Annotated in this window: 23 protein-coding genes; 14 read left to right on the top strand and 9 right to left on the bottom strand. The window is 69.1% G+C overall.

Annotated features, from left to right (window positions below; translation table 11 throughout):
• Positions 1-15: 15 nt before the first annotated feature.
• From GXW71_RS00230 to GXW71_RS00215, 4 genes are all read right to left on the bottom strand, one after another.
• Positions 16-993 (bottom strand): ABC transporter ATP-binding protein, encoded by a 978-nt coding sequence (locus GXW71_RS00230; RefSeq protein ID WP_211850259.1) that lies wholly within the window; start codon positions 991-993, stop codon positions 16-18.
• Between the two features lie 221 nt (positions 994-1,214).
• A complete protein-coding gene (locus GXW71_RS00225; protein WP_211850258.1) occupies positions 1,215-2,786 on the bottom strand; it encodes an MDR family MFS transporter in 1,572 nt (523 codons plus the stop codon).
• Between the two features lie 224 nt (positions 2,787-3,010).
• Positions 3,011-3,250 carry a hypothetical protein gene (locus GXW71_RS00220; protein WP_211850257.1) on the bottom strand — a complete coding sequence of 80 codons (240 nt, stop codon included), beginning with the start codon at positions 3,248-3,250 and terminating at the stop codon, positions 3,011-3,013.
• 89 nt (positions 3,251-3,339) lie between these two features.
• Positions 3,340-4,530, bottom strand: coding sequence for a mandelate racemase/muconate lactonizing enzyme family protein (locus GXW71_RS00215; RefSeq protein ID WP_211850256.1), 1,191 nt, complete (start codon positions 4,528-4,530; stop codon positions 3,340-3,342).
• 204 nt (positions 4,531-4,734) lie between these two features.
• On the opposite strand from GXW71_RS00215, the gene GXW71_RS00210 reads away from it, so the two are divergent.
• A complete protein-coding gene (locus GXW71_RS00210) occupies positions 4,735-5,712 on the top strand; it encodes a tripartite tricarboxylate transporter substrate binding protein (protein ID WP_211850255.1) in 978 nt (325 codons plus the stop codon).
• A 22-nt stretch (positions 5,713-5,734) separates the two neighbouring features.
• Here GXW71_RS00210 and GXW71_RS00205 read toward each other — a convergent pair whose 3' ends face one another.
• A complete protein-coding gene (locus GXW71_RS00205; protein ID WP_211850254.1) occupies positions 5,735-6,709 on the bottom strand; it encodes a Bug family tripartite tricarboxylate transporter substrate binding protein in 975 nt (324 codons plus the stop codon).
• A 37-nt stretch (positions 6,710-6,746) separates the two neighbouring features.
• Positions 6,747-7,883: a mandelate racemase/muconate lactonizing enzyme family protein gene (locus GXW71_RS00200; RefSeq protein WP_211850253.1), complete on the bottom strand. Its 1,137-nt coding sequence runs from the start codon at positions 7,881-7,883 to the stop codon at positions 6,747-6,749.
• Between the two features lie 114 nt (positions 7,884-7,997).
• Here GXW71_RS00200 and GXW71_RS00195 point away from each other — a divergent pair, with 114 nt between their 5' ends.
• From GXW71_RS00195 to GXW71_RS00160, 8 genes are all read left to right on the top strand, one after another.
• A complete protein-coding gene (locus tag GXW71_RS00195; protein ID WP_211850252.1) occupies positions 7,998-9,029 on the top strand; it encodes a LacI family DNA-binding transcriptional regulator in 1,032 nt (343 codons plus the stop codon).
• A gap of 60 nt (positions 9,030-9,089) precedes the next feature.
• Positions 9,090-10,241, top strand: coding sequence for a pyrimidine utilization protein A (gene rutA / locus GXW71_RS00190; RefSeq protein WP_246526161.1), 1,152 nt, complete (start codon positions 9,090-9,092; stop codon positions 10,239-10,241).
• A gap of 11 nt (positions 10,242-10,252) precedes the next feature.
• Positions 10,253-11,302 carry an ABC transporter substrate-binding protein gene (locus GXW71_RS00185; RefSeq protein WP_211850251.1) on the top strand — a complete coding sequence of 350 codons (1,050 nt, stop codon included), beginning with the start codon at positions 10,253-10,255 and terminating at the stop codon, positions 11,300-11,302.
• Positions 11,299-12,348: an ABC transporter substrate-binding protein gene (locus tag GXW71_RS00180; protein WP_211850250.1), complete on the top strand. Its 1,050-nt coding sequence runs from the start codon at positions 11,299-11,301 to the stop codon at positions 12,346-12,348. Before GXW71_RS00185 ends, GXW71_RS00180 begins: the two co-directional genes overlap by 4 nt.
• Positions 12,345-13,145, top strand: a complete 801-nt coding sequence (locus tag GXW71_RS00175) for an ABC transporter permease (protein WP_211850249.1) — start codon at positions 12,345-12,347, stop codon at positions 13,143-13,145. The genes GXW71_RS00180 and GXW71_RS00175 overlap by 4 nt, the downstream gene beginning before the upstream one ends.
• A gap of 4 nt (positions 13,146-13,149) precedes the next feature.
• A complete protein-coding gene (locus tag GXW71_RS00170) occupies positions 13,150-13,953 on the top strand; it encodes an ABC transporter ATP-binding protein (RefSeq protein WP_211850248.1) in 804 nt (267 codons plus the stop codon).
• A gap of 115 nt (positions 13,954-14,068) precedes the next feature.
• Positions 14,069-14,641 (top strand): polysaccharide biosynthesis/export family protein, encoded by a 573-nt coding sequence (locus tag GXW71_RS00165; protein WP_211850247.1) that lies wholly within the window; start codon positions 14,069-14,071, stop codon positions 14,639-14,641.
• Between the two features lie 179 nt (positions 14,642-14,820).
• The gene (locus tag GXW71_RS00160; protein WP_211850246.1) at positions 14,821-15,120 is read left to right on the top strand and encodes a chorismate mutase; all 300 of its coding nucleotides are present in this window, start codon (positions 14,821-14,823) and stop codon (positions 15,118-15,120) included.
• 19 nt (positions 15,121-15,139) lie between these two features.
• Here the strand turns inward: GXW71_RS00160 and GXW71_RS35365 are convergent, their stop codons facing one another.
• Both GXW71_RS35365 and GXW71_RS00150 read right to left on the bottom strand, forming a co-directional pair.
• Positions 15,140-16,249 (bottom strand): glycosyltransferase family 4 protein, encoded by a 1,110-nt coding sequence (locus tag GXW71_RS35365; RefSeq protein ID WP_211850245.1) that lies wholly within the window; start codon positions 16,247-16,249, stop codon positions 15,140-15,142.
• On the bottom strand, positions 16,246-17,166 hold the full coding sequence (locus GXW71_RS00150; protein WP_211850244.1) for a glycosyltransferase family 2 protein: 921 nt from the start codon (positions 17,164-17,166) through the stop codon (positions 16,246-16,248). Before GXW71_RS00150 ends, GXW71_RS35365 begins: the two co-directional genes overlap by 4 nt.
• Positions 17,167-17,432: 266 nt before the next feature.
• Here GXW71_RS00150 and GXW71_RS00145 point away from each other — a divergent pair, with 266 nt between their 5' ends.
• The 4 genes from GXW71_RS00145 (at position 17,433) to GXW71_RS00130 (ending at position 23,316) form a co-directional block, all read left to right on the top strand.
• Positions 17,433-19,592, top strand: coding sequence for a GumC family protein (locus GXW71_RS00145; RefSeq protein ID WP_211850243.1), 2,160 nt, complete (start codon positions 17,433-17,435; stop codon positions 19,590-19,592).
• A 67-nt stretch (positions 19,593-19,659) separates the two neighbouring features.
• The gene (locus GXW71_RS00140) at positions 19,660-21,084 is read left to right on the top strand and encodes a hypothetical protein (protein WP_211850242.1); all 1,425 of its coding nucleotides are present in this window, start codon (positions 19,660-19,662) and stop codon (positions 21,082-21,084) included.
• Positions 21,081-22,199 carry a glycosyltransferase family 4 protein gene (locus GXW71_RS00135; RefSeq protein ID WP_211850241.1) on the top strand — a complete coding sequence of 373 codons (1,119 nt, stop codon included), beginning with the start codon at positions 21,081-21,083 and terminating at the stop codon, positions 22,197-22,199. The genes GXW71_RS00140 and GXW71_RS00135 overlap by 4 nt, the downstream gene beginning before the upstream one ends.
• The gene (locus GXW71_RS00130) at positions 22,177-23,316 is read left to right on the top strand and encodes a glycosyltransferase (RefSeq protein WP_211850240.1); all 1,140 of its coding nucleotides are present in this window, start codon (positions 22,177-22,179) and stop codon (positions 23,314-23,316) included. The genes GXW71_RS00135 and GXW71_RS00130 overlap by 23 nt, the downstream gene beginning before the upstream one ends.
• On the opposite strand, the gene GXW71_RS00125 is transcribed toward GXW71_RS00130, so the two are convergent.
• Positions 23,313-24,428, bottom strand: a complete 1,116-nt coding sequence (locus tag GXW71_RS00125) for a hypothetical protein (RefSeq protein WP_211850239.1) — start codon at positions 24,426-24,428, stop codon at positions 23,313-23,315. The genes GXW71_RS00130 and GXW71_RS00125 overlap by 4 nt on opposite strands.
• A 220-nt stretch (positions 24,429-24,648) precedes the next feature.
• Between GXW71_RS00125 and GXW71_RS00120 the strand changes: the two genes are divergently transcribed.
• The gene (locus GXW71_RS00120) at positions 24,649-25,371 is read left to right on the top strand and encodes a 4'-phosphopantetheinyl transferase family protein (RefSeq protein ID WP_211850238.1); all 723 of its coding nucleotides are present in this window, start codon (positions 24,649-24,651) and stop codon (positions 25,369-25,371) included.
• The last annotated feature ends 1 nt before the right edge of the window (position 25,372 follow it).

Raw genomic sequence — 25,372 nt, 5'->3', positions numbered from 1 at the left:
CGCCGGACACAGTGGTCAGGCGGCCAGCGCGTGCTCATCCGCTGCGTTCCAGGCGAGCGTCGCGGCATCGCCCAGCGTTACCGTGCTGGAGGCGAAGGCGCTGTCCGGCAGCAGCGCCTCCGCCTCGGTCCCATCAGGGGTGGCGACGACGACGCGCACGGTGCTGCCGAGATATTCCAGGGCGCGCACCCGGCCTTCCAGCCGTGGCCCTTCCGTACCGGCGTCCAGTCGGCAGCGGTCGGTGCGCACCGCGACGGCCCGTTCGCCGCGCGGCAGCACGTTGTGGCCGCCGATGAAGCGGGCGACGAAGGCCGAGGTGGGACGCTCGAACACCTCGCGCGGCGGTGCCGCCTGCACGATTCGGCCATGATCCATCACCACCGCAAGGTCGGCGAGCGCCATCGCCTCCTCCTGGCTGTGGGTCACGTGGATGAAGCTGATGCCGAGCTCACGCTGCAGGCGCTTCAGCTCCTCCCGCATCTTCGCGCGCAGGAAGGGGTCGAGGGCCGAGAGCGGTTCGTCGAGCAGCAGCACGCGCGGGCCGGTGATCAGCGCGCGGGCCAGCGCCACGCGCTGCTGCTGCCCACCGGAGAGCTGTGCCGGCAATCGGTCGGCCAGCGCGCCGAGCTGCACCAGGTCGAGAAACTGGTCCGCCTTGGCCAGACGCTCCGCCTTAGGGGTGCCGCGCATGCGCAGGCCGAAAGCGACGTTGTCCCGCGCCGAGAGATGCGGGAACAGCGCGTAGCTCTGAAACATCATCGCGGTGCCGCGGCTCGCCGGCGGCAGCAGGGTCACGTTGCGGCCGGCCAGCAGGATATCGCCGTCACTCACGCTTTCGTGGCCGGCAATCATGCGCAGAGTGCTGGTCTTGCCGCAGCCCGAGGGTCCCAGGAGACAGGTGTAGGACGCGGTCGGAATCGCGAGGTCGATAGCATCGACGGCGACAGCGCCGCCATAGCGCTTGGTGACCGCCACGAGCTCGACATCGTTCACGCGCCGCTCCTCCAGCCGTCCGGACAGCGAAGAGGCTATCGACGGCCCAGGACCGGGGACAATGGCGAGGGCAGGCGGAAAATTGCCAACTGGTGCAGTGGCAGGCGGCTCATCGCCGCGCGAACGCGCAATATGCCGAAAACCAAGGCACGGGCTGCCGGACAACGCCTCCGCGCAGAGGCGGCGCCATCAGCGGACGAGCGTCCGGGCCATTCCTGGCCTCAATGCGCCACCGTCGCGGGCTCCGGCGGCGGCTCGTTCGCCGAAGCGGTGCGCAGCGGCAGGTCGCGCATGCCGAAAGCCACGACCAGCGCGGCGACCATCGCGACCGCGCAGGCCAGGAAAGCGAGGTGGAAGGCGCCGGCCAACGCCGCCTGCACCTGCGGCAGCATCGCGGGCGCGACGCCCGTCAACGCACCGCCATGCTGGCGCACCTCGCCGAGGTCGATGCGCGCGGTGATGCCGATCTCGGCGAGGCGCGCCGCAAAGCCGCTGGCCAGCAGGGCGCCGACCAGCGTGCTGCCGAAGGCCCCGCCCATCGAACGCAGGAACAGCACCGATCCGGTGGCGGCGCCGACATCGCGCCGGTCGGCGGCGTTCTGCACGCTGACCAGGCAGCTCGGCATCACCATGCCGATGCCGAAGCCGAGCACGAGCTGGAAGACCACCAGGACGAAGCCCGGCGTCGCGGCATCGATGAGCGAGAGCAGCGCGAAACCGACCAGGCAGCCCGACAGCCCGGCCACCATGATCCCCTTCATCTTGCCGCGCCGGCGCGACAGCGCCCCGGCGGCCCAGGCGCCCGCGCAGTTCGCGGCCAGGAAGGGCACCACCAGCGCGCCGGAAGCAGCCGCATCCACGCCCCGCACGAGCTGGAAGAACAGCGGCAGCAGGAAACTGCCGCCGAACAACGCCAGTGCCGCGAAGAAGGCGATGATCACGCCGCGCACGAAGACCGCATTGGTGAACAGCCGTGGCGGCAACAGCGGCTCCGGGAAGCGCCGCTCCTGCCGAGCCAGCAGCAGGATCAGCACCAGCCCACCGGCCCCGAGCGTCAGGATCGATGGCGCGGTCCAGGGCATCTCGACCCCGCCCCAGCTCAGCATCAGCAGCCAGCAGGTGATCGCCGCGGTCAGCAACCCCGCACCCATCCAATCGATCCGCGCCCGCCGTGCGGGCGGCTGCAGCACCCGTAGCGCACGGTCGCACAGCACCATCGCGATCAGCGCAATCGGCAGATTGATCCAGAAGATCCACCGCCAGGACAGCGCCTCCGTCGCCCAGCCGCCAATGATTGGCCCCGCGACCGAGGCGATGCCCCAGGTGGAGGCCATGTAACCCTGGTAGCGGCCGCGCTCGCGCGGGCTCACCACATCGGCGATCGCCGCCTGGGCCATGGCCATCAGCCCGGCGCCGCCGATCCCCTGCAGGGCGCGGGCGGCAATGAGCTGGCCGAGGCTCTGCGCCATGGCGCAGAACACGGAGGCGACGGCGAAGATCGCCAGCGCGATCAGCAGCAGCTTCCGCCGGCCATAGATGTCGGAGAGCTTGCCGTAGATCGGCGTCATCGCCGTGGAGGTCAGGAGATAGGCGGAGACGATCCAGGCCAGGTGACTGAAGCCGTTGAGATCAGCGGCGATCGCCGGTACCGCCGGAATCACCACCGTCTGGTCGATCGCCGCGAGGAAGATGCAGAGCAGTATGCCGCTCAGCACCTGGAGGATCTGCTGGTGGGAGAAGCGCGGCGGCACCTCGGTCTGCGTGTTGGCGGTTGGCGTGTCTGCGGCCTGCATCCGTCTCTCGGTCCCCGTTCGCCCATCGGCACCGGCGGTCGATGAGGGTCGCCATCTCACCGCAGTGCAGCATCCACCGCCATGGCGCCGGGCTCAACCCTGCCCAGCGTCCGCAGCCGGTGGCGAAAGCAGCGCCTTGGAGGGATATCGGCCATTGGTGAGCATGGAGCAGACCGGCCGTCGAAGCCGTTGACGCCCGACCGCCTAGCCCCCGCAAGATTGGATCAGCGCGGCGTCACGCGGGGATCGCCACCAGGCGCGCCGGGGGGCGGGATCACCGGCATTGGATGCCCGGCGGTGGGCGGCATCGGTGCATGGATGCCTGGATCGATGCCGGATGGCGGCGGGATGACGTTGCCGCTGGCCTGCCTGGGCGGCCGGTCCGGACGGCGCGATTGCTGGGGTGGCCCGTCGCAGGCGGCCAAGGCCACCGCGATGCCGGCGACGACGCCGGCGATTGCCATGCGGTTGCCGAACTTCATGCGGAGATAACGCGCACCAGGCCCGATGGTTGCGGAAGCGTGGCCTGGACAACTGGGCCAGGCCTCCCTGATCAGACGGTGGTGCGCAGCGTCTTCGGCGGGCGGGCGCGGATCGCCGCTTCGTTCACCTCGACGCCCCAGCCTGGCCCCTTCGGCAGCAGGAAGTCGCCATTCTCGATCACCGGTGGCGCCATCACGTATTCATCGCGCCAGGGCACGCTGTCGATATCGGTTTCCATGATGCGGAAATTGGGGACCGCAGCGGAGAAATGCGCGCTGATCGCGCTGGCCAGATGGCCGTAGAAATTATGCGGGGCGACGTTGATGTCATAAGCATCCGCCATCGCCGCGATCTTCAGCGACTCGTTGAAGCCGTTCCAGATCACGTCGACGATCGCGACGTCCATCGCATCCTTCTCGAAATACGGCTTGAAGTCGCGCCGTTCCAGCAAGGTCTCGCCGGAGGCCAAGGGGCAGCGCAGGTCGCGGCGCAGCAGCGCCAGCGCATTCGCGTCATGGATGTCGAGCTCGAGCCAGGTGAGATCGAGGTCGCCCAGCGCGTCGCCGACCCAGCGGAAGCCTTCGGTGCGGAAGTGGAAGTTGAGATCGAGCATGATGCCCATCTCCTCGCCGGCGCCGGCGCGGAAGGCCTCGATCGTCTTCGCGGCGGAACGCGCGATGTGACGGTCCCAGTTGCGCTCCGGGAAGCCGCGGCCGACCAGGAAGCCCGGTCGGTACTGCTCGACATGATCACCGACCTCAAGCGCGGTGTTGGTCTTCAACGCCCGGAAACCTTTCGCCCGCACCTCTGCGCCGACCTCGGCGAGGTCGTCGTAGGTACGCACCGGCTTCACCCCCAGGATGTCCGGGTTGCGCAGGCGGTAGGACCCGCAATGCGACCAGTAGACCGGCAGGCGGTCGCGCAGCGCGCCGCCAAAAAGCTGATAGACGGGAACGCCGAGATCCTTGCCCTTGATATCGAGCAGCGCGTTCTCGATGGCGCCGATCGCCTGGCGGGCGATGCCGCCGCGGGACTGCACCGAGCGGGAGCCGAGCACGGCATTGACCAGCTCAATCTGGTGCGGGTCCATGCCGATGACCGGCTGCATCAAGGTCTCGATGGCGCCGCGCAGGCCGGGGCTGCCGAAGCTTTCGTTGAATTCGGACCAGCCGGTGATGCCGACATCGGTCTCGATCTTCAGGAAGGAGAAGATGCGCCAGCCGGCATCGCATTGCAGCGTCTCGAACGCCTTGACCTTCATCGCTTCCTCCACACCGGCAGACTTCTTGCCCTGCCGCAGCGCTTCGCATCGAGAAACTATCGACAATCAGATCAGGGTCAAGAAACCGGTCCACCGCGCAGGCGCGTCCCATCCGCGGCAGCTTCGGCGCTATGCAGGGAATTCATTATCGATAATGCTGCGGTCAGCGTCGGCCAAAGAGCGCGGACCATCGGAGGAAACATCATGCCCCATCGCCGCAGCCTTCTCGCCCTCGGCGCGCTGGCGCCGCTTGCCGGCCTCCGGCGCGCTGCCCTCGCCCAGGCGACGGCCGGCTGGCAGCCGGACCGGCCGATCTCGATGATCGTCGCCTTCTCGGCCGGCGGCGGCACCGATATCGCCGCGCGGCTGATCGGCCGCTTCATGGAACGCGACCTCGGCCAGTCGATCGTGGTGCTGAACCGGCCAGGTGCCAGCGGCGAGATCGGCTTTGCCGAGCTCGCTCGCGCTCGGCCGGATGGCTACACCATAGGCTTCATCAACACGCCGCACATCACGACCATCCCGATCGAGCGCCGTGCCCGCTTCGCGCTGCGCGACTTCGCGCCGATCGCAAACATCGTGGACGACCCGGATGGGCTCTGGGTGCTCGCGAACAGCCCGTACCAGACGCTGGCCGACCTGATCGATGACGCGAGGCGCCGGCCGGAGACGATCGGCTATGGCACCACCGGCGTCGGCTCCGACGATCACCTCGCCATGCTGGCGCTGGAACGCGCCGCGGGCATCAAGATGATCCACATCCCCTATGCGGGGTCGGCGCAGATCAAGCAGAACCTTGCCTCCGGCACGATCCCGGTCGCCTGCACCAATCTCGGCGACTGCATCACCGACTGGCGGCAGGGCACCATGCGCCCGCTGGTTCAGATGGGCGCGACGCGCTGGGCGCTGGCGCCCGAGCTGCCGACATTGCGGGAGCTCGGCTATGACGTGGTGGAAGGCTCGATGCGCGGCATGGCGGCGCCGGCCGGCGTGCCAGCGCCGGTGCTGGCCCGGCTGGCGCTCGCCGTGCAGCGCACCGTGGAGAACCCGGAATTCCAGGCACAGGCCGTGCAGCAGAACCTGCCGCTCCGCTTCCTTGGCCCGGACGCCTTCGCCGATGAGCTGAACGCGCTCGATGTCCGCTATCGCGAGCTCTGGTCGCGCCATCCCTGGCGCGACTGAACCCGCCCGGCACCGCTGGGCGTCACTCCGGGTTGAAGACGCCGAGGGTGTTGCCGACGGCCAGCATCGCCGTCTGCACATCGCTGCACAGCTTGCTGAATTCCGCGCCGGACAGCCCATCGGCCGGGAACCCGTTCTCGGCCGCAAAGGCCTGGAACTCGGCGGACAGCACTGCCTGACGAAAGCCGCCATTGATGCGCGCGGCGATCGCCGACGGCATGCCCGCCGGCCCCGCGAGATAGGTCATCTGGGTGATCGGCCCATAGGGGAAGACGTCGATGCCGGCGTCCTGGAAGGTGGGCAGGTCGGGCAGCAGCGGCAGGCGCTGCGGCGCGAAGGTGGCGAGCGGGCGCAGCTGGCCTTCGCGGATCTGCGGCATGGTCTCGTTCGGCTTCAGGATCACCGAGTCGATATGGCCGCCCAGCAAATCGGCGATGGCGCGCGAGCCACCGGGATAGCCGGAGAAGATGTATTCCTGACCCAGCGCCTTTGCGAGGACGACGGAGAAGATGTGGCTGACGGTGCCGCGCGTGCCGGAGACGCCGATGCTCATGCCACCCCGTTTCTCGCGGAAGGCGGAGAGATAGGCGGGAAGGTCGCGCCAGGGCGAATGCGCGGAGACCAGCAGCAACATCGGATCTTCGGAGATGCGCACCATGTTGTCGAACTGCTCGTTGCGCAGCGCTATGGTGCCCGAGGCCATCAGCGCGAGAATGCTGGTGGAAGCGAGGCCGATCGTATAGCCGTCCGGGCGTGCCGCGGCGACGCGCTGCATGCCGACGACGCTGCTGCCGCCCGGCGCATTGTCGACGACGACCTGCAGTCCTTGTGCCGCCAGCAGCGGCTGCAGGCGGCGGCCGATGATGTCGGTGCCGCCGCCGGCCGCCCAGGGGATGATCATCCGGATCTCGCGGCCGGGAAAACCCTGCGCTGTGGCGCCGGAGGCGGCAAGCAGGGCAGGTGCCGCCAGGACATGACGGCGAGTGATCTCGAACATGCGCGTTTCCTCCCGCTTCTGTTGTGACGGTCCCCCGTCAGACGTAACCGGGGCCGGAGACGCCGGGGTAGCGGCGCAGCAGCTCCTCATTGACCTCGATGCCGAGGCCGGGACCGTCATTCGGCCGCACAGTGCCGTCAGCGGCCATGCGGTAGACCGGTGCCACGAGGTCTTCGCGCAACGGGTTGTCGGGCGCGCAATCGGCCTCGAAATAGCCGGGATTCTCGATCGCGCTCATGACATGCAGCGTCGCCGCCATGCAGATGCCGGCGCTGGAATGGCAGTGGATCGGTAGCTTCCAGGCCGAGGCCATGGCGGCGATGCGCATCGTCTCGGTGACGCCGCCGGTCTTCGAAACGTCGGGCTGCAGGATGGTGACGTTGCCATCCTCGATCAGGCGATGGAATTCGAAGCGGGTGTAGTGGTTCTCGCCCGCCGCCAGCGGCACGGACGGCGCCAGCAGCCGCGCCTCGCGGTAGCTGCGATGGTCATGTGCGGGGAAAGGCTCTTCCAGCCAGCCGACGCGCGCGGCGGCGAAGGCGGGCAGGATCTGGCGCGCGTCGCGGACGGAGTAGCCGGTATTGGCATCGGTGAGGATGACGAGGTCCGGGAAGGCGGCGCGCACCGCTTCGATCCGCGCGACGTCCCGCTCCGGGCTGTCGCCCATGCGTAGCTTCACCGCGGTGAAGCCCTGCGCGATGAACTGCCGCACCTCCTCGACCAGCGAGGCCGGCTCCTGGTAGCCAAGCGAGATGCCGCCGGCATAGGCTGGGATGGCACGGGAGGCGCCGCCGAGCAGCTTGTAGAGCGGCCAGCCCACCGCCTTGCCGCGAATATCCCAGAGCGCGGTGTCGAGGCCGCTCATCGCCATGGCGCAGGCCGCGCCCATACCGTGGCTGCCGAGCTGGAACTTGTAGATTTTCGCCCAGATGCCGACGACGTCGGTCGCATCCATGCCGAGGGCGAGGTCGCGGAGCGTGGTGTTGATGAGCTGGGCGATCGCCAGATGCGCGCGGCCATGATGGCTTTCGCCCCAGCCGATGATGCCGTCCGCGGTCGCGACCTTCACCACGACTGCGTCGCGCTTCACCTGCCGGCCGATGCCGAGCGTGACCTGCCGGTCCGGCGGCACGGGCACGCTGATCGGAAAGGCTTCGATGGCGGCGATCTTCATGGCGTTTCTCCCCCTGGCCGCCTGCGTCCGGCCATCTGTACGGACATGAATACGTATTCTTTGGTGCAAGCGTCGATTGCTTGCAGTTTGTGCGCCGGATGAATACGTATCGCCATGGCCACCAGTCGCGACGTCGCCCACCGGGCCGGGGTTTCCCAGTCCACCGTCTCCCGCGCACTCTCCGGCCATCCAGGGGTGACCGAGGAAATCCGCCGCCGCGTGCAGGCGGCGGCGCGGGACCTGGCCTATGTGCCGAACGCCGCTGCCCGCGCCATGCGCACCAGCCGCAGCGGCAATATCGGCGTGGTGACGGCGCGGCTGCACAACCCGATCTATCCGGAAATGCTGCAGCTCCTGGGGCGCGAACTGCGCCAGGCGGGGCTGCGCATGATCGTCTGGAACTCGGACGAGACCGATGAGGGGGCGGCGGCCGATGCCGCCCGCCAGGGCATGGTCGATGGCATCATCTTCACCTCGGCGACCCAGGCCTCGACCGCGCTCTATGAGGAGATCGCGCAGCGCCTGCCGGTGGTGCTGGTGAACCGCACGGTGGAAGGCTGGCCCTGCGACCAGGTGGAGAGCGACAACCACGCCGGCGGCCGTATCGTCGCGGCCTATTTTCGCGATGCCGGCCGACGCCGCATCGGCCTGCTGAGCGGCCCCCTGCTGCCCAGCACCATCCGGAATCGCGAGACCGGCTTCCTGGAAGGCTGCGGCGGCGGGCCCGCGCCGGCGACGGTGCGCGTGGACGCCTTCACCTATGCGGCGGGTGCCACGGGGATGCAGCGGCTGCTGGCGCTCGCCGATCGGCCGGATGCGGTGTTCTGCGCCAATGACGTGCTGGCCCTCGGTGCGCGCGATGCCGCCCGCGCCGCCGGGATCGCGGTGCCGGGCGCCGTCTGGATCGTCGGCTACGACGACATCGCCATGGCGTCCTGGACCGCCTTCGACCTGACCACGGTGCGACAGCCGATCGAGGCGATGGTGCAGCATGCGGTGCGTCTGCTGCGCGCGCGGATGGCCGGCATCGCGGCCGCACCGCAGCGCCTTTCCCTGCCCGCCGCGCTGGTGGTCCGCGCATCGACCGGACGCCTGCCCCCTTCAGCGGCGGCTGACGCAGACCGCCAGCTCATCGCCAGCAAATGATGCGGCTGCCCGCGCCTTAGGCTGCCGCGTCCGATGGTGCCGCCTGGTCGGCGGCCGCCGATGCTGCATCGCGGCATTTGGCATAGGGATTGCTTGTGTACAAGGCGAACCGCCATTTCAGGGTGCTTCGCGATGGACGTCGGCGTCTTCATCCCCATCAACAACAATGGCTGGATCACCTCGACCACCTCGCCCCAGTACAAGCCGAGCTTCGAGCTGAACCGCACCATCGTGCAGAAGGCCGAAGGCTACGGGCTCGACTTCGCGCTCTCGATGATCAAGCTGCACGGCTTCGGCGGACCCAGCGAATTCTGGGACTACGGGCTGGAAAGCTTCACGCTGATGGCCGGCCTCGCCTCGGTCACCACGCGCATCAAGCTCTTCGCTTCGATCGCCGTGCTGACTATGCCGCCGCCGATCGCGGCGCGCATGGCGGTGACGATCGACAGCATCGCCCCCGGCCGCTTCGGCGTGAACATCGTCTCCGGTTGGCAGAAGGCCGAATACGCCCAGATGGGCATCTGGCCTGGCGCCGAGCACTTCGCCCATCGCTACCAGTTCTGCGCCGAATACGTCGCCATCATGCGCGAGCTCTGGGAGAGCGGGCAGTCCGACTTCAAGGGCCGATTCTTCCAGATGGATGATTGCCGCCTGCTGCCGCAGCCGACCGCGCGCATTCCGATCATCTGCGCGGCGCAGAGCGAGAAGGGCACGGGCTTCGCGGCCGAATACGGCGACTACAATTTCTGCGTGGGCTTCGGCGTGAACCAGCCGCAGCGCGTGGCGGCCAGCATCGCGCGCCTGGTGGAGGCCGCCCAGGCGACCGGCCGTGATGTCGGCGCGCTGGTCATGCAGATGATCGTCGCCGATGAGACCGACGACGCCGCGATGGCCAAGTGGCAACATTATTGCGACGGCGTCGACCTGGAGGCGCTGGCCTTCCGCAACGCTCAGGCCGGCGCCGATGTCAGCAGCGATCCCTACGCCACCGCGAACCGCATGAAGCAGAACAGCGACAACTTCCCCACCAACCAGGGGGTCTTCGTCGGCTCCTACGCCACGGTCGCGCGGATGCTCGACGAGATGGCCGAGATCCCCGGCCTGCGCGGCGTGATGCTCACATTCGACGACTTCGTCATCGGCATGGAGCAGTTCGGCACCCGCATCCAGCCCCTGATGAAGAGCCGTGCCCGCATGCGCGCAGCCGCCTGAAGGACCCGGAGATGAGCAAGCCCATGATCACCCGCCGCGCCGCCATCGGCACCCTTGCTGCTGCCGGCCTCGCCACGCCGATGTTGGCGCGCACGGCTTCCGCCGCACTCGAGACGACGAACCTCGAAGTCATCGGCGTGCGCGACCCGCAACTCGGCGCCCAACTCGCCATCGCCTCGGAATTCAATCTGTTCCGTGAGCAGGGGATCACGGTGAATCTGCGCTGGACACAGTCAGCCGCCGATACGCTGACCATCATGGGCGGTGGCTCGGCCCATATCGGCGTCGGCGGCAGCTTCACCCAGGTGGTCTTCGGCGGCCAGCGCCTGCCGATCCGCACCATCTCGGCGCTCGCCGACATCGCGGAGACGCAGGGCTTCGTGCTGAGCCCCGGCGTACGCCTGTCGCATCCGCGGGAGCTGGAAGGCAAGCGCATCGCCTTCACCCAGGGCAACTCGCAGGTCGTGCTGCTGGCCAAGCTCGCCAGCATGTTCGGCTTCGATGCGACCAAGGTGCAGCTCGTTAACATGAACCAGAGCGAGGGCATCGTCGCAGCCTCCCGCGGCGACGTGCAGGGGCTGATGGGCTGGCAGCCCAACCTCTATCGCCTGGTCGCCATGGGCGGCACGCTCTACTGCACGGGTGCGACATTGTATGTGAATGGCCAGGCGGAGCCGCGCCCGGCCGATGACCTGCTGCTGTTCAACCACTCCACCCTGATGGCGTCGCAGGAGTGGATCGACACCAGGCCGAATGCCCTGGCGGCGCTGCTGAAGGCGCTGGTCGCGGCCAACACCATCCTGGCCCAGGACCGGCCGCGCGCCATGACGGCGCTGCAGCGCGTGCTGCGTGTGGACGGGCCGGCGCTGGAGGTGATGGTGAATGCGAACAAATACGCGCTCGGCATCAGCCCGGCGCTGATCGCCAGCCACCGCTTCCAGAGCGAATGGGCGATGAGCATCGGCCGCGTGCCGGCACCGCCGCCGGCGGAGAACTGCTTCACCACCAGGATCGCCGAGTTGGTCGATCCCGGCCTTGCCACCTGGCATCCGGCGGCGTGACGGTGGTGGCGCGGCACGACCTCTCCCGGCGCCTTCTGCTCGGCGCGCTCGCGGCTCCCGCGTTGCTGCCGTCGCTCGGTCGTGCGGCCGAGGCGCCGGAGGTTCGGGAGTTCGAGTTCCTTGGCGTGCGCGATCCGCAGCTCGGCATGCAGCTCGCGGTCGCGCAGCATTATGGGCTGTTCCGCGAGGAAGGGATCGACGTCACCTTCCGCTGGCAATCCTCGGGCGGCGAGGTGCTGACCGTCATGGGCAGCGGCTTCCCGATCGGCGTCGGCTCGCCCTTCGGCCAGATCGCGCTGGCCGCGCAGAACATGCCGGTGAAGATCCTGGCCGGGCTCGCGGACATTTCCGACACGCAGGGCCTGGTGCTGGCGCCGGGCGTCACCATCGCCCATCCGCGGGAGCTGGAGGGCAAGCGCTGCGCCTTCACCCAGGGCAACAACAGCCCCCTGATGCTGGTGAAGCTCGCCCAGCGCTTTGGCTTCGACCACACCAAGATCCGCATGATCAACATGAACCCGAGCGAGGGCGTGGTCGCCGCCGCGCGGCGGGATGTCGACATGCTGCTCGCCTGGCAGCCCTTCCTGCACCGGCTGACGACCATGGGTGGCTCGCTCTACATCACTGGCGGCCGGCTGCATTTCGCCAACCCGCCCGAGGTGCTGCCGGAGCGGGACAAGCTGCTCTACGCCCATTCCACCATCCTGGTGACCCAGGAATGGATCGAGACGCGGCCGAACACGCTGAAGGCGCTGCTGCGCGCGCTGATCAAGGCGGATGCCGTGTTCAGGGCCGACCGTCCGCGCGCCATGGCCGCCATGCAGCAGGTGCTGCGCATTCCGCCCGAGCCGCTCGAAGTGATGGCCGAGGCGAACCGCTATGAGGTCGCCATCTCCCCCGAACTGGTGAACACCTACACCTTTACCAGTGACTGGGCGGTCGGCATCCGCCGGATCCCGGCGCCGGCGAACCCGGACACCGGTATCTCCACCACCCTGCTGGAGCAGGTCGATCCCAGCCATGTGACCTGGAGGCCGCGCGCATGAGCACGCAAACCGGCCTGAAGGCGCGGCTGGTGGCCATGGGGGCGCCCACCCTCTCCATCCTGATCTTCCTCGGCCTCTGGCTGGCGGTGAGCCTCGGCAACCGCACGGTGCTGCCGGTCTTCAATCCGGTGCTGCTGCCGACACCGATGGAGGTGGTGCAGAGCGGCATCGACGCGGTGCGCAGCGGCGACCTGCAGCGCGACATCCTGGCCAGCCTCTCCCGCGTCTTCCAGGGCTTCATCCTGGCCGCGATCGCTGGCGTCTTCATGGGCGTCGCGGTCGGCACCTGGCGTCCGCTGGAGCGGCTGGTGGAGCCGATGATCGAGATCCTGCGCCCGATCCCGCCGCTCGCCTTCCTGCCGATGATGGTGCTGTGGTTCGGCATCGGCGAGATGTCGAAGATCGCCTTCATCACCTATGCCGCCTTCTTCCCGATCTTCACGACGACCCTGGAAGGCATCAAGTACGTCGACCCGCTGCTGATCCGCGCGGCGTCGAGCCTCGGCGCCAGCCGCGCCGACATGTTCCGCCATGTGGTGCTGCCGGCGGCGCTGCCGGCGATCATCACCGGGCTCAGGCTCGGCTTCGGCCTGTCCTTCTTCGTCATCGTGGCGGCCGAGTTCATCGCGGCCGATTCCGGTCTCGGCTACCTCATCAACGACGCGCGGACCTTCTTCATGGTCTCGCAGATGCTGATGGGCGCCGCGGTGATCGGCATCATCGGCTTCACCTTCAATGTCGCGCTGCGCGCGCTGGAAGCGCGTCTGCTGCGCTGGCGCAGCGTCGCGAGGGCCTGACGGCATGGACATCGCATCGACCGCCGATCCCGTGGCCGCCACCGGCGACCGGCTGACCAAGATCAGCATCCAGGGCGTGGGTAAGGTCTTCGGCGACAATATCGCGCTGGCCAAGGTCGATCTCGACCTCGCTGAGAACAGTTTTACCTGTTTGCTTGGCCCTTCGGGTTGCGGCAAGTCGACTTTGCTCAACATGATCGCGGGCTTTGCGAAGCCGAGCTCCGGGCAGATCCTGGTGGATGGCAAGCCGGTCACCGGGCCGGGCGCCGATCGTGGCGTGGTGTTCCAGGAATACGCGCTCTTCCCCTGGCGAACCGCGCTCGAAAACGTCGCCTTCGGCCCCATGCTGAAGCGCCGCGGCAGGGCGGAGCAGCGCGAGATCGCGATGCATCACCTGGCCAAGGTCGGCCTCGCGGGGCACGAGCACAAATATCCCGGCAATCTCTCGGGCGGCATGAAGCAGCGCGTGGCGATCGCCCGCGCGCTGGCGAACGATCCCACCGTCCTGCTGATGGACGAACCCTTCGGCGCGCTCGACGCGCAGACCCGCGAGGTGCTCCAGGAAGAGATGCTGCGGATCTGGGAGCAGGACCGCAAGACCGTGGTCTTCGTCACCCACAGCATCTCGGAGGCGATCTTCCTCGCCGACCGCATCGTGGTGATGGGCACCCGCCCCGGCAGCGTGAAGGAGATTGTCGATCCCGACCTGCCGCATCCGCGGGAGCGCACCGAGCGCGAGTTCATCGCGCTGGAGCGGCACCTCAAGCATCTGGTCCGCGCCGAGGTGCAGAAGCTCGGCGTCATCTGAAGCTTTTGTGATAGGGGCGTCTGCGATAGAGCGCACTGTCTCATTTTCGGAGACGTGGGCCAGAATCGTAAGGAAGTCGTTGCCCTTTTGCCCGGCTTGGGTTTCCCTATGAGCCATGCTGAAGCACCGGCTCCTCCTCCCCCTCGTCGCCGCCGCGACACTCCTCACCGCCTGTGCAGGCCCGGGGGCCAACCTACCGCCGCTGCCCGACCCGACGCGCAGCGCCTACCGGCTGGGGGCCGAAGATCAAGTGCGCGTGACCGTCTTTGACGACACCCGCCTGAGCGGAAGCTACCGCATCGGCGACAATGGTGAGATCTCGGTGCCCTTGGTCGGGCGCCTTCCCGCGGCAGGCATCACGCCGCAGGAGCTTGAGCAGCGCCTGGTGCGGGAGTTCCGCCGGCGTGAACTCATCACCACCCCCGCCGTCGCCGTCGAGGTGCAGACCTACCGCCCAATCTTCGTGCTCGGGATGGTGGATCGCGGCGGGCAGTTTCCCTATCAGCCGGGCATGACCGTGCTGTCCGCCGTCGCGCTGGCCGGCGGCTTCAATTTCCGCGCGGTGCAGGATCGCGTTTCCGTCACCCGCGCCAATCCGGACGGGACGGGAGCCCGCGAGTACCGCGCGCCGCGCGACGCCATCCTGCAGCCGGGCGATGTCGTGAACGTCCTCGAGCGGCGCTTCTAGAGCAGATCGCCGGAGGGTGGAGTCGCCCGGAGGCATGAATCCGCTTGCCAAAACAATGAGCTAGAACATTTGAAGTGAGCCAGGGCGAACGGAAAATGCTCTGGGACGCTCCAGGGCTGGACGCCGGAGATGGCGGTGCCATGTCCACCCGGGGCAGCCCAGCACAACGGGATTGAGACGTGTCAGGAAGCACCACCGAAGCCCTTTCAGAGCTTCTGGAGTTGCGTGGCAGCATCGACAACATCGATGCCGCCATCATCCATATGCTGGCGGAGCGATTCCGCTGCACACAGAAGGTCGGCGCACTGAAGGCTCGCCACGACCTGCCGCCGGCCGATCCCGAGCGGGAGGCGACGCAGATTGCGCGTCTTCGCGAACTCGCCGTCTCGGCGAAGCTCGACCCCGAATTCGCCGAGAAGTTCCTGGCCTTCGTGATCCGGGAAGTCATCCGCCATCATGAGGCGGTTCGGCGGCCCTGAAGCCGGCCGCCCCATCGCGTCAGGCAGCCTCGGGCAACACGAAGCGCGACGCCGACACCGTCGCATGCGCCGCACCGGCCAGCCGGGCGTGCAGCGCCGCATCCCCCGCCAGTTGTCGCAGCATCTCGGCGGCGGCGGCCACATCCGGCTCCGCCCAGACGCTGCCGGCATAGATGCCTGCCGCATCCTCGACGGGCACCAGCCTGAATGGCACCAGCAGGCTGTTCGCTGCGGTCATGAAGTCGGTGTTGCCCGACCATCCGGTCCCGATCACCGGCACGCCATGCGCCATCGCCTCCAGCATCGGCAGCCCGAAGCCTTCGGCGCGATGCAGCGACAGCAGCACATCCGCCGAGCGATAGAGCGCAGCCATCGCCGCCTCATCCAGGAAATCCGTGACGATGCGAAGGTTCGGCAGGTCGCGCAGCGTGGCGCTCAGCGCCTCCACCGCGGCGCGGCCGCCATTGAGCTTCACGACCAGTCGCGCCGAGGGTGCATTCCCGAAAGCCTGTCGGAAGGCCTCGATCGCCGCCGCCGGGTTCTTCCGTGTAAAGCTCGAACGGCTGTCCGCCATCACCAGCACGGTGAAGGGCTGCGCCGGATCACGATGCCGTGCCAGCTGGGCTTGCATGATATGCGGCATGACGCGGATCGGGGTGCGGAACAGCTTGCCGAGGCTCTCCGCGGCGAAGCGGCTGGGCGTCCAGATCTCGGACACCAGCCCCTCGAAGCGCCGCCAGTCCTGTGGCGGGTCCGGCAATTCCCAGGCCCAGTAGCCGATCCGCCAGGCATGGGCGGCCCCCGGCATGGCCCCGAGGAGGAGGTTCGCCGTCTGCGGGCCGCCGCAATGGAAGACATAGGCGGAGGCGGCGCCGTGCGGCACGCGCGCGAAGGGGTTGCGCAGCGCGGCGGTGGCGTCCACCAACTGCGTCGGATGGCCGCTGCGGGCCAGGGCGGCATGCTGCAGCAGTGCGCCCTGGGCGATGCCGTTGTGCCGCCGGAGCGCGCCCACGATCGCGAGGTGCGACAGATCGCGCCGCGGCAGGCGCCGGCCGAGCCGCAACCGCGCCCATTGCCGCGACGCTTCGAGCCAGGCGGCCGCGGCGACCGGCCGGAGACGGCCGCTCACAGCTCCAGCACCCGCTCGGGCGCCATGCGCCCGCGCAGGAGATCGAGCAACGCCAGCAGGTTGCCGCGCAGGCGGCCACGGCGATCCACATGCGGCTCCGGCCAGGTTGCCCGCAGCAGATTGGCGCTCAGGTTCCGCAGGATCCGCGTCCGGGCATAGGAGAAGGGATAGGCGCCGCCCGCCGTCTTACGCGCCAGATAGAGCGGGTTGGCCACCTGCGAATAGCCCAGCCGCAACCCCGACCCTCGCCCCAGCTTGGTGCCGAGATGCACGCCGCGCGCCCCGGCCAGGCGCAGCACCGCCCCATGCGCGGCCAGGCGCCGGGTGAAATCCACATCCTCCTGCCAAGCATAGAGCGGCAGGCGCTCATCCACCCGGATGCCGTGGCGGCGGGCAACGGCGGCCTGGACCGCCATGTTGCAGCCATAGCCGCAGAAGGTCGGCTCGTTTGCGCCGACGGGGGACGGGTTCCGCTGGTCCGCCGCGAGGATCGCCCGCCCCTCGGCGGGAGAGAGCCCTGGCCCGCCGATCCCGTCCGCCAGCACCGTGCCGGTCGAGACGACGAGCCCTGGTAGCGTGGCGAACATGCGTTCGGTTTCCGCCAGATAGTCCGGTCGCATCAGGAAATCATCGTCGAGGAACAGGACGACGTCACAATCGGCGGTGGCGTCGAGGATGCGGTTGCGCTGCCGGGGTAGGCCCGCCGCCGCCATCACGACCATCTCGTTCGGGCCTTCCAGCACGATGCCGGCGACATCCTCCGGGCGCGTGCCGCAGAGCACCAATCGGTCCGGGCGGCGCGTCTGGCGGCGCACCTCCGCGATGGTCTCGGCCAAAATCGCGGCGCGCCCTATAGTGGCGATGCCGATCGCGAGCCGCAACGGCGGCACCGCGCCTTCCCCTGTCCCGCTGCTCACCCGGATGCTCCGCTCACTTGTCCGATCCAGCCTGTCGCCGCGTGGTGCCGAAGGGCGTTGCCATTGATTGCCATACCAAACTGTGTGTTGACAACCTGAGCGAGAGAGAACATTTTAGACGGTAATAAATGATTTTTGAGACTTCCTCCCATCTGCCCACGCCCTGTGAGCCGGAGGTTCCCGCTTTGAGCCGATCCTCGTTCCCCCCCATCGAATTTGGCAGCCCCGGCCCGGCTGATGGCCCGGCGCGACCGGAATCGCTCGGCGTGCCCTTTTCGCTGGCGATGGGGTTGCTTCGCCGGCGGGCCGCCCTGATCCTGATCATCCTGGCGGTCGGACTTGGCACCGGTTACGCCGTGCTATCGCAGATGACGCCTCAATATTCGGCCGAAGCCATCATTCTGATACAGCAGCGGCGAACCCCCGTCAGCGATCTGCAGACGATCAGCGCGGAGCCGGGCAGCGCGACGAACGAGATCCGCACCCAGATGGACATCCTGCGGTCGCCGGCGCTGGCGCGGCAGGTCATCCTGCGGACCGGCCTCCTGGACGTGCCGGAATTCCAGCCGACCCCTGGCCTGACGGCTTCGGTGATGGCGACGCTCCGCCAGGCCTTCGGCATCACCGCCGCGCCCTCGCGCGAGCTCACTCAGGATGAGCGGGTCGAGTTGCTGACCTATAGCCTGCTCGGCCGCATGACCATCGCCAACGAGGTGCGGTCCAATGTGATGCGGATCGGCATCACGACCGCCGATCCGGCGCTCAGCGCGCGGGTTGCCAATGCCTATGCGGACGAGTTCCTGGAAGCGAGCCGGCGGCAGAAATACGCCGCGGCGCGGCGCGCCCAGGAATGGCTGGAGGGGCGGCTGCGCGACCTTGCCACCAAGGTCCGCGAATCCGAACGTGCGGTCGCCGAATTCCGAGCGGCGCATGGGCTGCGCGACAACGCCGGCGACCGGCGCGGCCAGCGCACGCAGAGCGTCGCTGAGCAGCAGCTCGCCGCGGTCAGTGCCCAGGTCACCGCGGCCGCAGCCGACCGTGCCCGCAAGGAAGCCCAGGCGGCGCAGGTCGCCCAGATGCTGCGGACGCCCGATGGTCGCGACACCCTGCCCGAAGTCCTGGGATCCAGCCTGATCCAGCGGCTGCGCGAGGCGGAGGCATCGGCCGCCGCCCGCGAATCCGAGATCGCGAGCCGCGCCGGCGCCCGTAGCCCGGACCTGATCGCGGCACGCGCGCAGCGCGCCGGGTTGCAGGCGCGCATCCGGCAGGAGACGCAGAACGCGCTGGCCGGCCTGCAGAACGAGCTCGCGACCGCGCGCGCCCAGGAGGCGAGCCTGCGCGAGACGCTGAACGGGCTGCGCAATACGGTTGCGGCCGAGCAGACAGCGGAGATCCAGCTCCAGCAACTGCTCGCCGAAGCGGACGCCAACCGCAGCATCTTCGAGAGCTTCCTCGGCCGCTCGACCCAGCTCGCCAATGTCTCCGGCATCCAGGAAGCGGATGCCGAGATCGTCTCGCCCGCCGCCGCCCCGCTCGGCCCCTCGGCCCCGAGGAAGGGTCGGGCGCTGGCCGTCATCGGCATGATCGCGCTGGTGATCGGCGTCGGCATCGCGGTGCTGATGGAGCGGCTGCGGACCGGCTTCCGCACGCCGGAGGAGCTCGAGGCCAAGACCGGCCTGCCGGTCGTGGGCGTGGTGCCGAAGCTGCCGCGCCGGATGCGCAAGCTGGTCGCGTCCGAAGCGCGGCACGTCGACTTCGACGCCGCTCTCTCGCGGATGCGCGGCACCCTGCAGGTGATGCATGACGGGCGGTCGCCGCAGATGCTCATCGTGACCTCCGCCCTGCCTGCGGAGGGCAAGAGCCTGCTGGCCACGGGCCTCGCGCGGAACGCCGCGGAGGCGGGGCTGAAGGTGCTGCTCGTGGATTGCGACATGCGCAACCCGACGCTCGCCTCCCTGCTCGAGCTGCCGCCCGGGCCGGGGCTGAGCGACCTGCTGCAGGGCACCATGATCGCCGGCAAGGAGCCGGTGGTCCGGCGCGCGCCCGGCGGCTTCGACGTCATCACCACCGGTGCCACGGCGCGCAGCGCCCAGGACCTGCTCGCTTCCTCCAGCATGGATGGGCTGCTCCGGGCCGTGCGGGCACGCTACGACGTCGTGGTGCTCGACACCCCGCCGGTGCTCGCGGTCACCGACACCATGCTGCTGGTCCGCAAGGCGGATGCGGTGCTGATGACCACCCGCTGGGACCAGACCCCGCAATCCGTGGTGCAGAGCGCGGTCCGGCTGCTGCGCAATTCCGGTGCGCTGAACATGTTTGCCGCCCTCACCCAGGTGGATCTCCGGCGCTATTCGACGGATGGCGATAGCCCGCTGGCCTTCATGCACCGCAAGTATCGCGGCTACAACGCGATGATCGCCCGCTAACAGGTGCCGCGCGCGCGCCGGTCCGGCACTGTGCCCGGACCCGGCCGGAGGCTATGATAGGCACCGCATGCAGCCGACGATCCTCGGCATGGTCATCCTGCCGCTCGCCCTTTTCTGCATCGGCAGCCCGGTGCGGCTGCTGCAGCTCGCGCTGATCGTCGGCGTCTTCGAGGCTGGCGCGGCGCTGGATATCGGCGGCTTCGGCCTGCCGACCGCGATGGTCCCGGGCTTCCTGTTCCTCGGCTACGTCACGGCCCAATACGCCCTCGGCATGCGCTATCCGGGCGAAGCCGTGCTGCTGCGCACCGCGCTGCCGCTGCTGTTCTTCCTGGCCTATGCGCTGGTGACCGCGCGGCTGCTGCCGGAGACCTTCGCGGGGCAGATGATGATCTGGCCGCAGCGACCGGACCCGCTGGCACCCGCGACCGTGCCGCTGGCGCCCACATCCGGCAATACGACGCAGAGCCTTTACCTCGCGATGAATATCGTCTTCGCGGTGCTGGGCGGCCTGTTTCTGACCCGCCGCGCCATCCCCTGGCGCGGCCTGCTCGCCGCCTATCTGGCCAGCGGCTACCTCGTCGTCTTCCTCTGCTTCTGGAATCTCGCCTCCCGCCTCGGCGGCCTCTGGTTCCCGACGGAGCTCCTCTATTCCAACCCGGGCTGGGCGATCGTCGATCAATGGTTCGGCCCGGTGCCGCGCATCCAGGGCCCCTTCTCGGAGCCGGCGGGCCTCGCGGTCTTCCTCTCCGGCCTTGCCTTCTGCTGCCTCAGGCTCTGCATGCGTGGCCACACCGTGATGCGCCCGATGCTGCTGCTGCCCCTGACCATGGCGTCGATGCTGCTCTCCACCTCGACGACCGGCATCGCGATGCTGGTGGTGGGACTTCCCCTGGTGCTGCTGACCGCGGGCGGCGACCGGGTCGCCATGGCGCGGACCCGGCGCATGCTCGGGACCATGACCGTCGGCATTGTCATCGTCGTCCTGCCGCTCGCGGTCGCCGTGCCGGCCATCGTCGACGCCGCGTCGCTGGTGGTTGACGTGACGGTGGAGAAGGGCGACAGCGCCTCCTTCGAGGAGCGTGGCGCTATGGACCAGACGGCGATCGATGCCATGATCGGCACCTGGGGCCTCGGCATCGGCTGGGGCAGCACCCGCTCCTCCAGCCTGATCCCGGGCATCCTCGGCAATTCCGGCCTGGTCGGGCTGCTGCTTCTGCTGTGGTTCGGCTACAAGTTGATGCGCCTGATCTCGATGGCCAATCGGACGGCGCCACCCCATCACCCCGCGCGTCCGGCGCTTGACGGCTTCGCGGCCGCCCTCTGCGGGCAATTCGGTGCCGCGCTGATCTCCGCGCCCACCATCACCTCGCTCTGCTTCTATCTGCAGCTCGCCCTGGTGCTCGGCGCCGCCAGCCGCATGGCGACCGATGCTGCCTCCGCCAGGCCGCAGCCCGTGCCGACCCGACCCGTGCCCTGGCGCCCGGCGGCATGACCCTGCCCCCCCCGTCCATGGTGGTGCTGAACGGCCGCTTCCTGGCCCAGCCCGTCACCGGCGTGCAGCGCTTCGCGACCGAGATCCTGCACGGGCTCGACCAGTTGGCCGCAGCGGGCGCCTGGCGCGGCGCCGAGATCCTGACGCCGCGCACCGAGACGCCGGTGCCGGCGCTGGCCGGCCTGACCGCGCGCGCCATGGGGCGCCTGCACGGGCACCCTTGGGAACAGGCCGAGCTCGCCGGCGCGGCCCGGGGGCGGCTGCTGGTCAGCCTCGGCAACACCGCCCCCCTCCTCGCCGGTCGCCGGCAGATCGTGGTCGTCCACGACGCCGGCGCCTTCGACACGCCGGAGAGCTATTCGCTGGCTTTCCGGAGCTGGTACCGGCTGCTGCACCATGGCCTCGCCGCCGCCGGGGCACGCATCGTCACGGTGTCCCGCTTCTCCCGGGACCGGCTCGTCGCGCGCCTCGGCATCGCACCGGAACGCATCGCGGTCATGCGCGAAGGCGCCGACCATATCCTGCGCGAACCCACCGATTCCGGCATGCTCGAACGCCATGGCCTCAAGCCAGGACGCTTCGCACTGGTCGTCGGCAGCCGCGCGGCACACAAGAACCTGGGCGTCCTCTCCGGCGCCGCGGCGCTGCTGGCGGAGCGCGACATGGAGCTGGTGGTCGCTGGCGCCATCGACCCCGCGGTGTTCCGCACCGGCGCCGACGGCATCGCCTTTCCGGCCAGGCTGCTCGGCCGCATCGAGGATGATGGGCTGCGCGCCCTCTACGAGAACGCCGCCTGCCTCCTCTTCCCCTCGCGCTATGAAGGCTTCGGCCTGCCGCCGGTCGAGGCCCTGGCCTGCGGCTGCCCGGTGCTCGCCGCCCGCGGCCATGCCGTCGAGGAGATCTGCGGGGAGGCGGCGCTCTGCTTCGACGGGCAGTCGCCGGAGGCCGTCGCCGCGGCGCTGAGGCGCCTGCTGGATGAGCCCGGCCTCGCCGCCACGCTCCGCTGCCGGGGGCTGGCCCGCGCCAGGGACTTGACCTGGGACGCCGCCTCGCGCGACCTCGCTGCCATCATTGAAGATGCGGCGGCAAATCATGCGAGTGGCGATCATCCATGAATGGCTGGAGAGCTACGCCGGGTCCGAGCGGGTTCTGGAGCAGTTGATCGCCTGTTGGCCGGAGGCCGACCTCTTCGCCGTCTGCGACTTCCTGCCCGAAGATGGCCGCGGCTTCCTCGGCGGGCGCCCGGTCCGCACCAGCTTCATCCAGCGCCTGCCCTTCGCACGGAAGCGCTTCCGCTGGTATCTCGGCCTGATGCCGCTCGCGGTCGAGCAATTCGACCTCCAGGGCTACGACCTCGTGGTCTCCAGCCACCATGCGGTCGCCAAGGGCGTCATCACCGGCCCCGGCCAGGCGCATGTGAGCTACGTCCATTCCCCTATGCGCTACGCCTGGGACCTGCAGGCGCAGTATCTGCGCCAGGCCGGGCTCGAGCGCGGCCTGCGCGGCGCCTATACGCGCTGGCTGTTCCACCGCCTCCGCCTCTGGGACCGCAGCTCGGCGCAAAGCGTCGATGAGATCGTGGCGAATTCCACCTATATCGCCGAACGCATCCGCAAGACCTGGCGGCGCGAGGCGCGCGTGGTGCATCCGCCGGTCGATGTCGAGGGCTTCCCGTTTCGCGCGGACAAGCCGGGCGCCTTCCTCGTCGTGTCGCGCTTCGTCCCCTACAAGCGGATCGACCTCGTCGTGCAGGCCTTCCGTCGGCTGCCGCAGCACCGGCTGGTCGTGGTCGGCGACGGGCCCGATGCCGCAGCGGTGCGCGCCGCCGCCGCCGGTGCGCCGAATATCGAGCTCCGCGGTGCGGCACCGCAGGCGGAGCTGGTCGGGCTGATGCAGGAGGCGCGCGCCTTCGTCTTCGCCGCCGAGGAGGATTTCGGCATCGCCATGGTCGAGGCGCAGGCCTGCGGCACCCCGGTCATCGCCTTCGGCCGTGGCGGCGCGCGCGACATCGTCCGCCCGGCCGGCAGTCCGAAGCCGACCGGCCTGCTTTTCCCGCAGCAGAGCGCCGAGGCCATCGCCGCCGCGGTCGAGACCTTCGCCGCGCTGTCGCCGGCGATCGCGCCGGAGGATTGCCGGGAGAATGCACTGCGCTTCAGCCGGGAGCGCTTCCGGGAGGCGATGCTGAGCGCAGCGGCGGAGGCACTGGCGCGTCCGGGACTCCCAAAGATCTAGGTATGCCCCATCCCCGGCGGCGCCGTCTCGATCGGGGTGCCGCCGTACCAGATGATCTTTCCCGGCCCGGAGATCAGGCGTCCCGTGGTCGTCCGCCAGTTCCAGCCGCGGAGGCCGACCATATGGACCTCGGTCTCTCCGTTGAAGGCGAAGAGCCCGGGGACGCGCGGCGGCTGCGGGCCGTTGATCAGGAAGAAGCCGCCCTGGAAATCCATCCGGCCTGTCCCGTTGTGGAAAGGCGGCTCCGCCGGTGGCGAGATCTCGATATGGCAGCCCATGAAATCAATCTGGCCGTTGTTGTCCCAGACCACGCGCTGCGCGTAGTCCAGCGAGCAGGCGATGAAGCGCAGCCCGAAGCCCGCCATGTTCGCGATCAGGCAGTAGGAATTGAACAGGGCGCACTGGTTGAAGCTGACATTCTCCCCCGCGTCCTGGAGGTTGTAGGGCGCGTTCAGGACGAAATAGCAGTGATAGAAGGAGCAATGCGAGAAGGTGCAGAAATAGGCGCGGTTGCCGAACAGCAGGGCATTGTAGAAATCCCGCACCACGCAGTCGCGCATCTGCACGCGGGATGAGAGCGCCTCGGTGTCGGTCGCGAAGTAGACGCCGTGGCGATCCCCCTCCCCGCTGCCCGGGCCGAACAGCTCGAAGCCTTCGAAGACGTGCTTCTCATGGCCATACTGGGGGGCGCCGTCGGCCTTGAACCAGATCCCCTGCCCGCCGCGCGGCAGGCGCCGGAAATCCAGCAGGCTGCCGTCGCCGCGCATCGTCACCTTGTTCGGATTGACCACGAGGCCGCGGTTCAGGACATAGGCGCGCCCGCCATTCGGCACATGCACGGCGCCACCGCCCTGGGCATCGGCGCGGTTGACCGCGCCCTGCAGGGCGCACCAGTCGATCTCATCCGTAAGCGCCGTCGCATGCGGGAAGACCGCCCGTGCCGCCGCCAAGGTCCGGAAGCGTTCCGAGAGCGGGTGGCTGGCCCCATCCGCGACCGCGCCCTCCGGTAGGATCGCACCGTGCTGGCGCGAGGCTGGGGCAGGCGATTGGGCGAAGCTGGCGCCGGGGGCCGCGGCGAGCGGCAGGCCGGCGATGATGCCGCGCCGGTTCATGGCTCCAGCACCCTGTTGCGACGCTCGCCAAGCCCGCCGTTGTCATTCCTGCACATCATGGCACGCTCCATTCTGCAGCTGGCTAGAGCACTTCCCGTTCGCTTCGGCTTACGTCAAATGCTCTAGCCCCTTTTTTTGGCGAGCAGATTCGCGCCTCCGGGCGATTCCGCCCTTCAGCGATCTGCTCTGGGAAACCGCCTCAGGAGGGCCCGGCATCGCCGTGACGACCATCGAAGCGGAGGCGATACGCCTTTGGATCTGGCGCATCGACGAAGACGCGCCCTATCCGCAGGGCATCCTGTCGCCGGCCGAGCTGGCGCGCGCGGCACGCTTCATCCGTGCCGTCGATCACGCGGCCCATGCCGCCGCGCATGCCGGGCTCCGCGCCATTCTGGGCGATTGCCTCGGCATTCCGCCGCTGCGGCTGGCCTTCGGCAGTGAGCCGATGGGCAAGCCCTTCCTGGCCGCGCCGGACGGCGCCGGGCTGCACTTCAACCTCAGCCATTCGAAAGGCCTGGCGGCGCTCGGCGTGGCGCGCTTCCCGATCGGGGTCGACCTGGAGGCGCTGCGCCCGGTCGAGGAGGGTCTGGCCGCCACCGTCTTCTCGGCGCTCGAGCTGCAAGAGCTCGCCGCGCTGCCGCCCAGCCTGCAACAGGCAGGTTTCTTCCGTGGCTGGACCCGGAAGGAGGCCTTCGTGAAGGCCCTGGGATCCGGGCTGCTGGCACCGCTCGACCGCTTCTCGGTGTCGCTGTCGCCGGACGCGCCGGCGCGTCTCCGCGACATCGACTGGGCACCCGGCGAGGCTGAAGCCTGGCAGATCGCGCATGTCACGCCTGCCCATGGCTATGTCGGCGCGGTTGCCGCGCACCGCCGCGGATGGCGCCTCGCCCAAGCCGCACCGGAGGAGTTGCACCGGCTCGGCCTGGCGGCGCCGGCGGGCTGAG

The sequence above is a fragment of the Plastoroseomonas hellenica genome (genome assembly GCF_018129085.1).
GTDB classification, from domain to species: domain Bacteria; phylum Pseudomonadota; class Alphaproteobacteria; order Acetobacterales; family Acetobacteraceae; genus Plastoroseomonas; species Plastoroseomonas hellenica.
The sequence above is the reverse complement of the archived record's forward strand: the minus strand, read 5'-3'. Positions and strand labels throughout refer to the sequence as shown.

Coding starts and splice junctions, on each gene's coding strand:
- GXW71_RS00175 (WP_211850249.1), top strand. CDS start 12,345: ATGAGCACGCAAACCGGCCTGAAGGCGCGGCTGGTGGCCATGGGGGCG.
- GXW71_RS00210 (WP_211850255.1), top strand. CDS start 4,735: ATGCCCCATCGCCGCAGCCTTCTCGCCCTCGGCGCGCTGGCGCCGCTT.
- GXW71_RS00205 (WP_211850254.1), bottom strand. CDS start 6,709: ATGTTCGAGATCACTCGCCGTCATGTCCTGGCGGCACCTGCCCTGCTT.
- GXW71_RS00125 (WP_211850239.1), bottom strand. CDS start 24,428: ATGAACCGGCGCGGCATCATCGCCGGCCTGCCGCTCGCCGCGGCCCCC.
- GXW71_RS00225 (WP_211850258.1), bottom strand. CDS start 2,786: ATGCAGGCCGCAGACACGCCAACCGCCAACACGCAGACCGAGGTGCCG.
- GXW71_RS00135 (WP_211850241.1), top strand. CDS start 21,081: ATGACCCTGCCCCCCCCGTCCATGGTGGTGCTGAACGGCCGCTTCCTG.
- rutA (WP_246526161.1), top strand. CDS start 9,090: ATGCTGCATCGCGGCATTTGGCATAGGGATTGCTTGTGTACAAGGCGA.
- GXW71_RS00165 (WP_211850247.1), top strand. CDS start 14,069: ATGCTGAAGCACCGGCTCCTCCTCCCCCTCGTCGCCGCCGCGACACTC.
- GXW71_RS00170 (WP_211850248.1), top strand. CDS start 13,150: ATGGACATCGCATCGACCGCCGATCCCGTGGCCGCCACCGGCGACCGG.
- GXW71_RS00215 (WP_211850256.1), bottom strand. CDS start 4,530: ATGAAGGTCAAGGCGTTCGAGACGCTGCAATGCGATGCCGGCTGGCGC.
- GXW71_RS00200 (WP_211850253.1), bottom strand. CDS start 7,883: ATGAAGATCGCCGCCATCGAAGCCTTTCCGATCAGCGTGCCCGTGCCG.
- GXW71_RS00185 (WP_211850251.1), top strand. CDS start 10,253: ATGAGCAAGCCCATGATCACCCGCCGCGCCGCCATCGGCACCCTTGCT.
- GXW71_RS00220 (WP_211850257.1), bottom strand. CDS start 3,250: ATGGCAATCGCCGGCGTCGTCGCCGGCATCGCGGTGGCCTTGGCCGCC.
- GXW71_RS00195 (WP_211850252.1), top strand. CDS start 7,998: ATGGCCACCAGTCGCGACGTCGCCCACCGGGCCGGGGTTTCCCAGTCC.
- GXW71_RS00140 (WP_211850242.1), top strand. CDS start 19,660: ATGCAGCCGACGATCCTCGGCATGGTCATCCTGCCGCTCGCCCTTTTC.
- GXW71_RS00130 (WP_211850240.1), top strand. CDS start 22,177: ATGCGAGTGGCGATCATCCATGAATGGCTGGAGAGCTACGCCGGGTCC.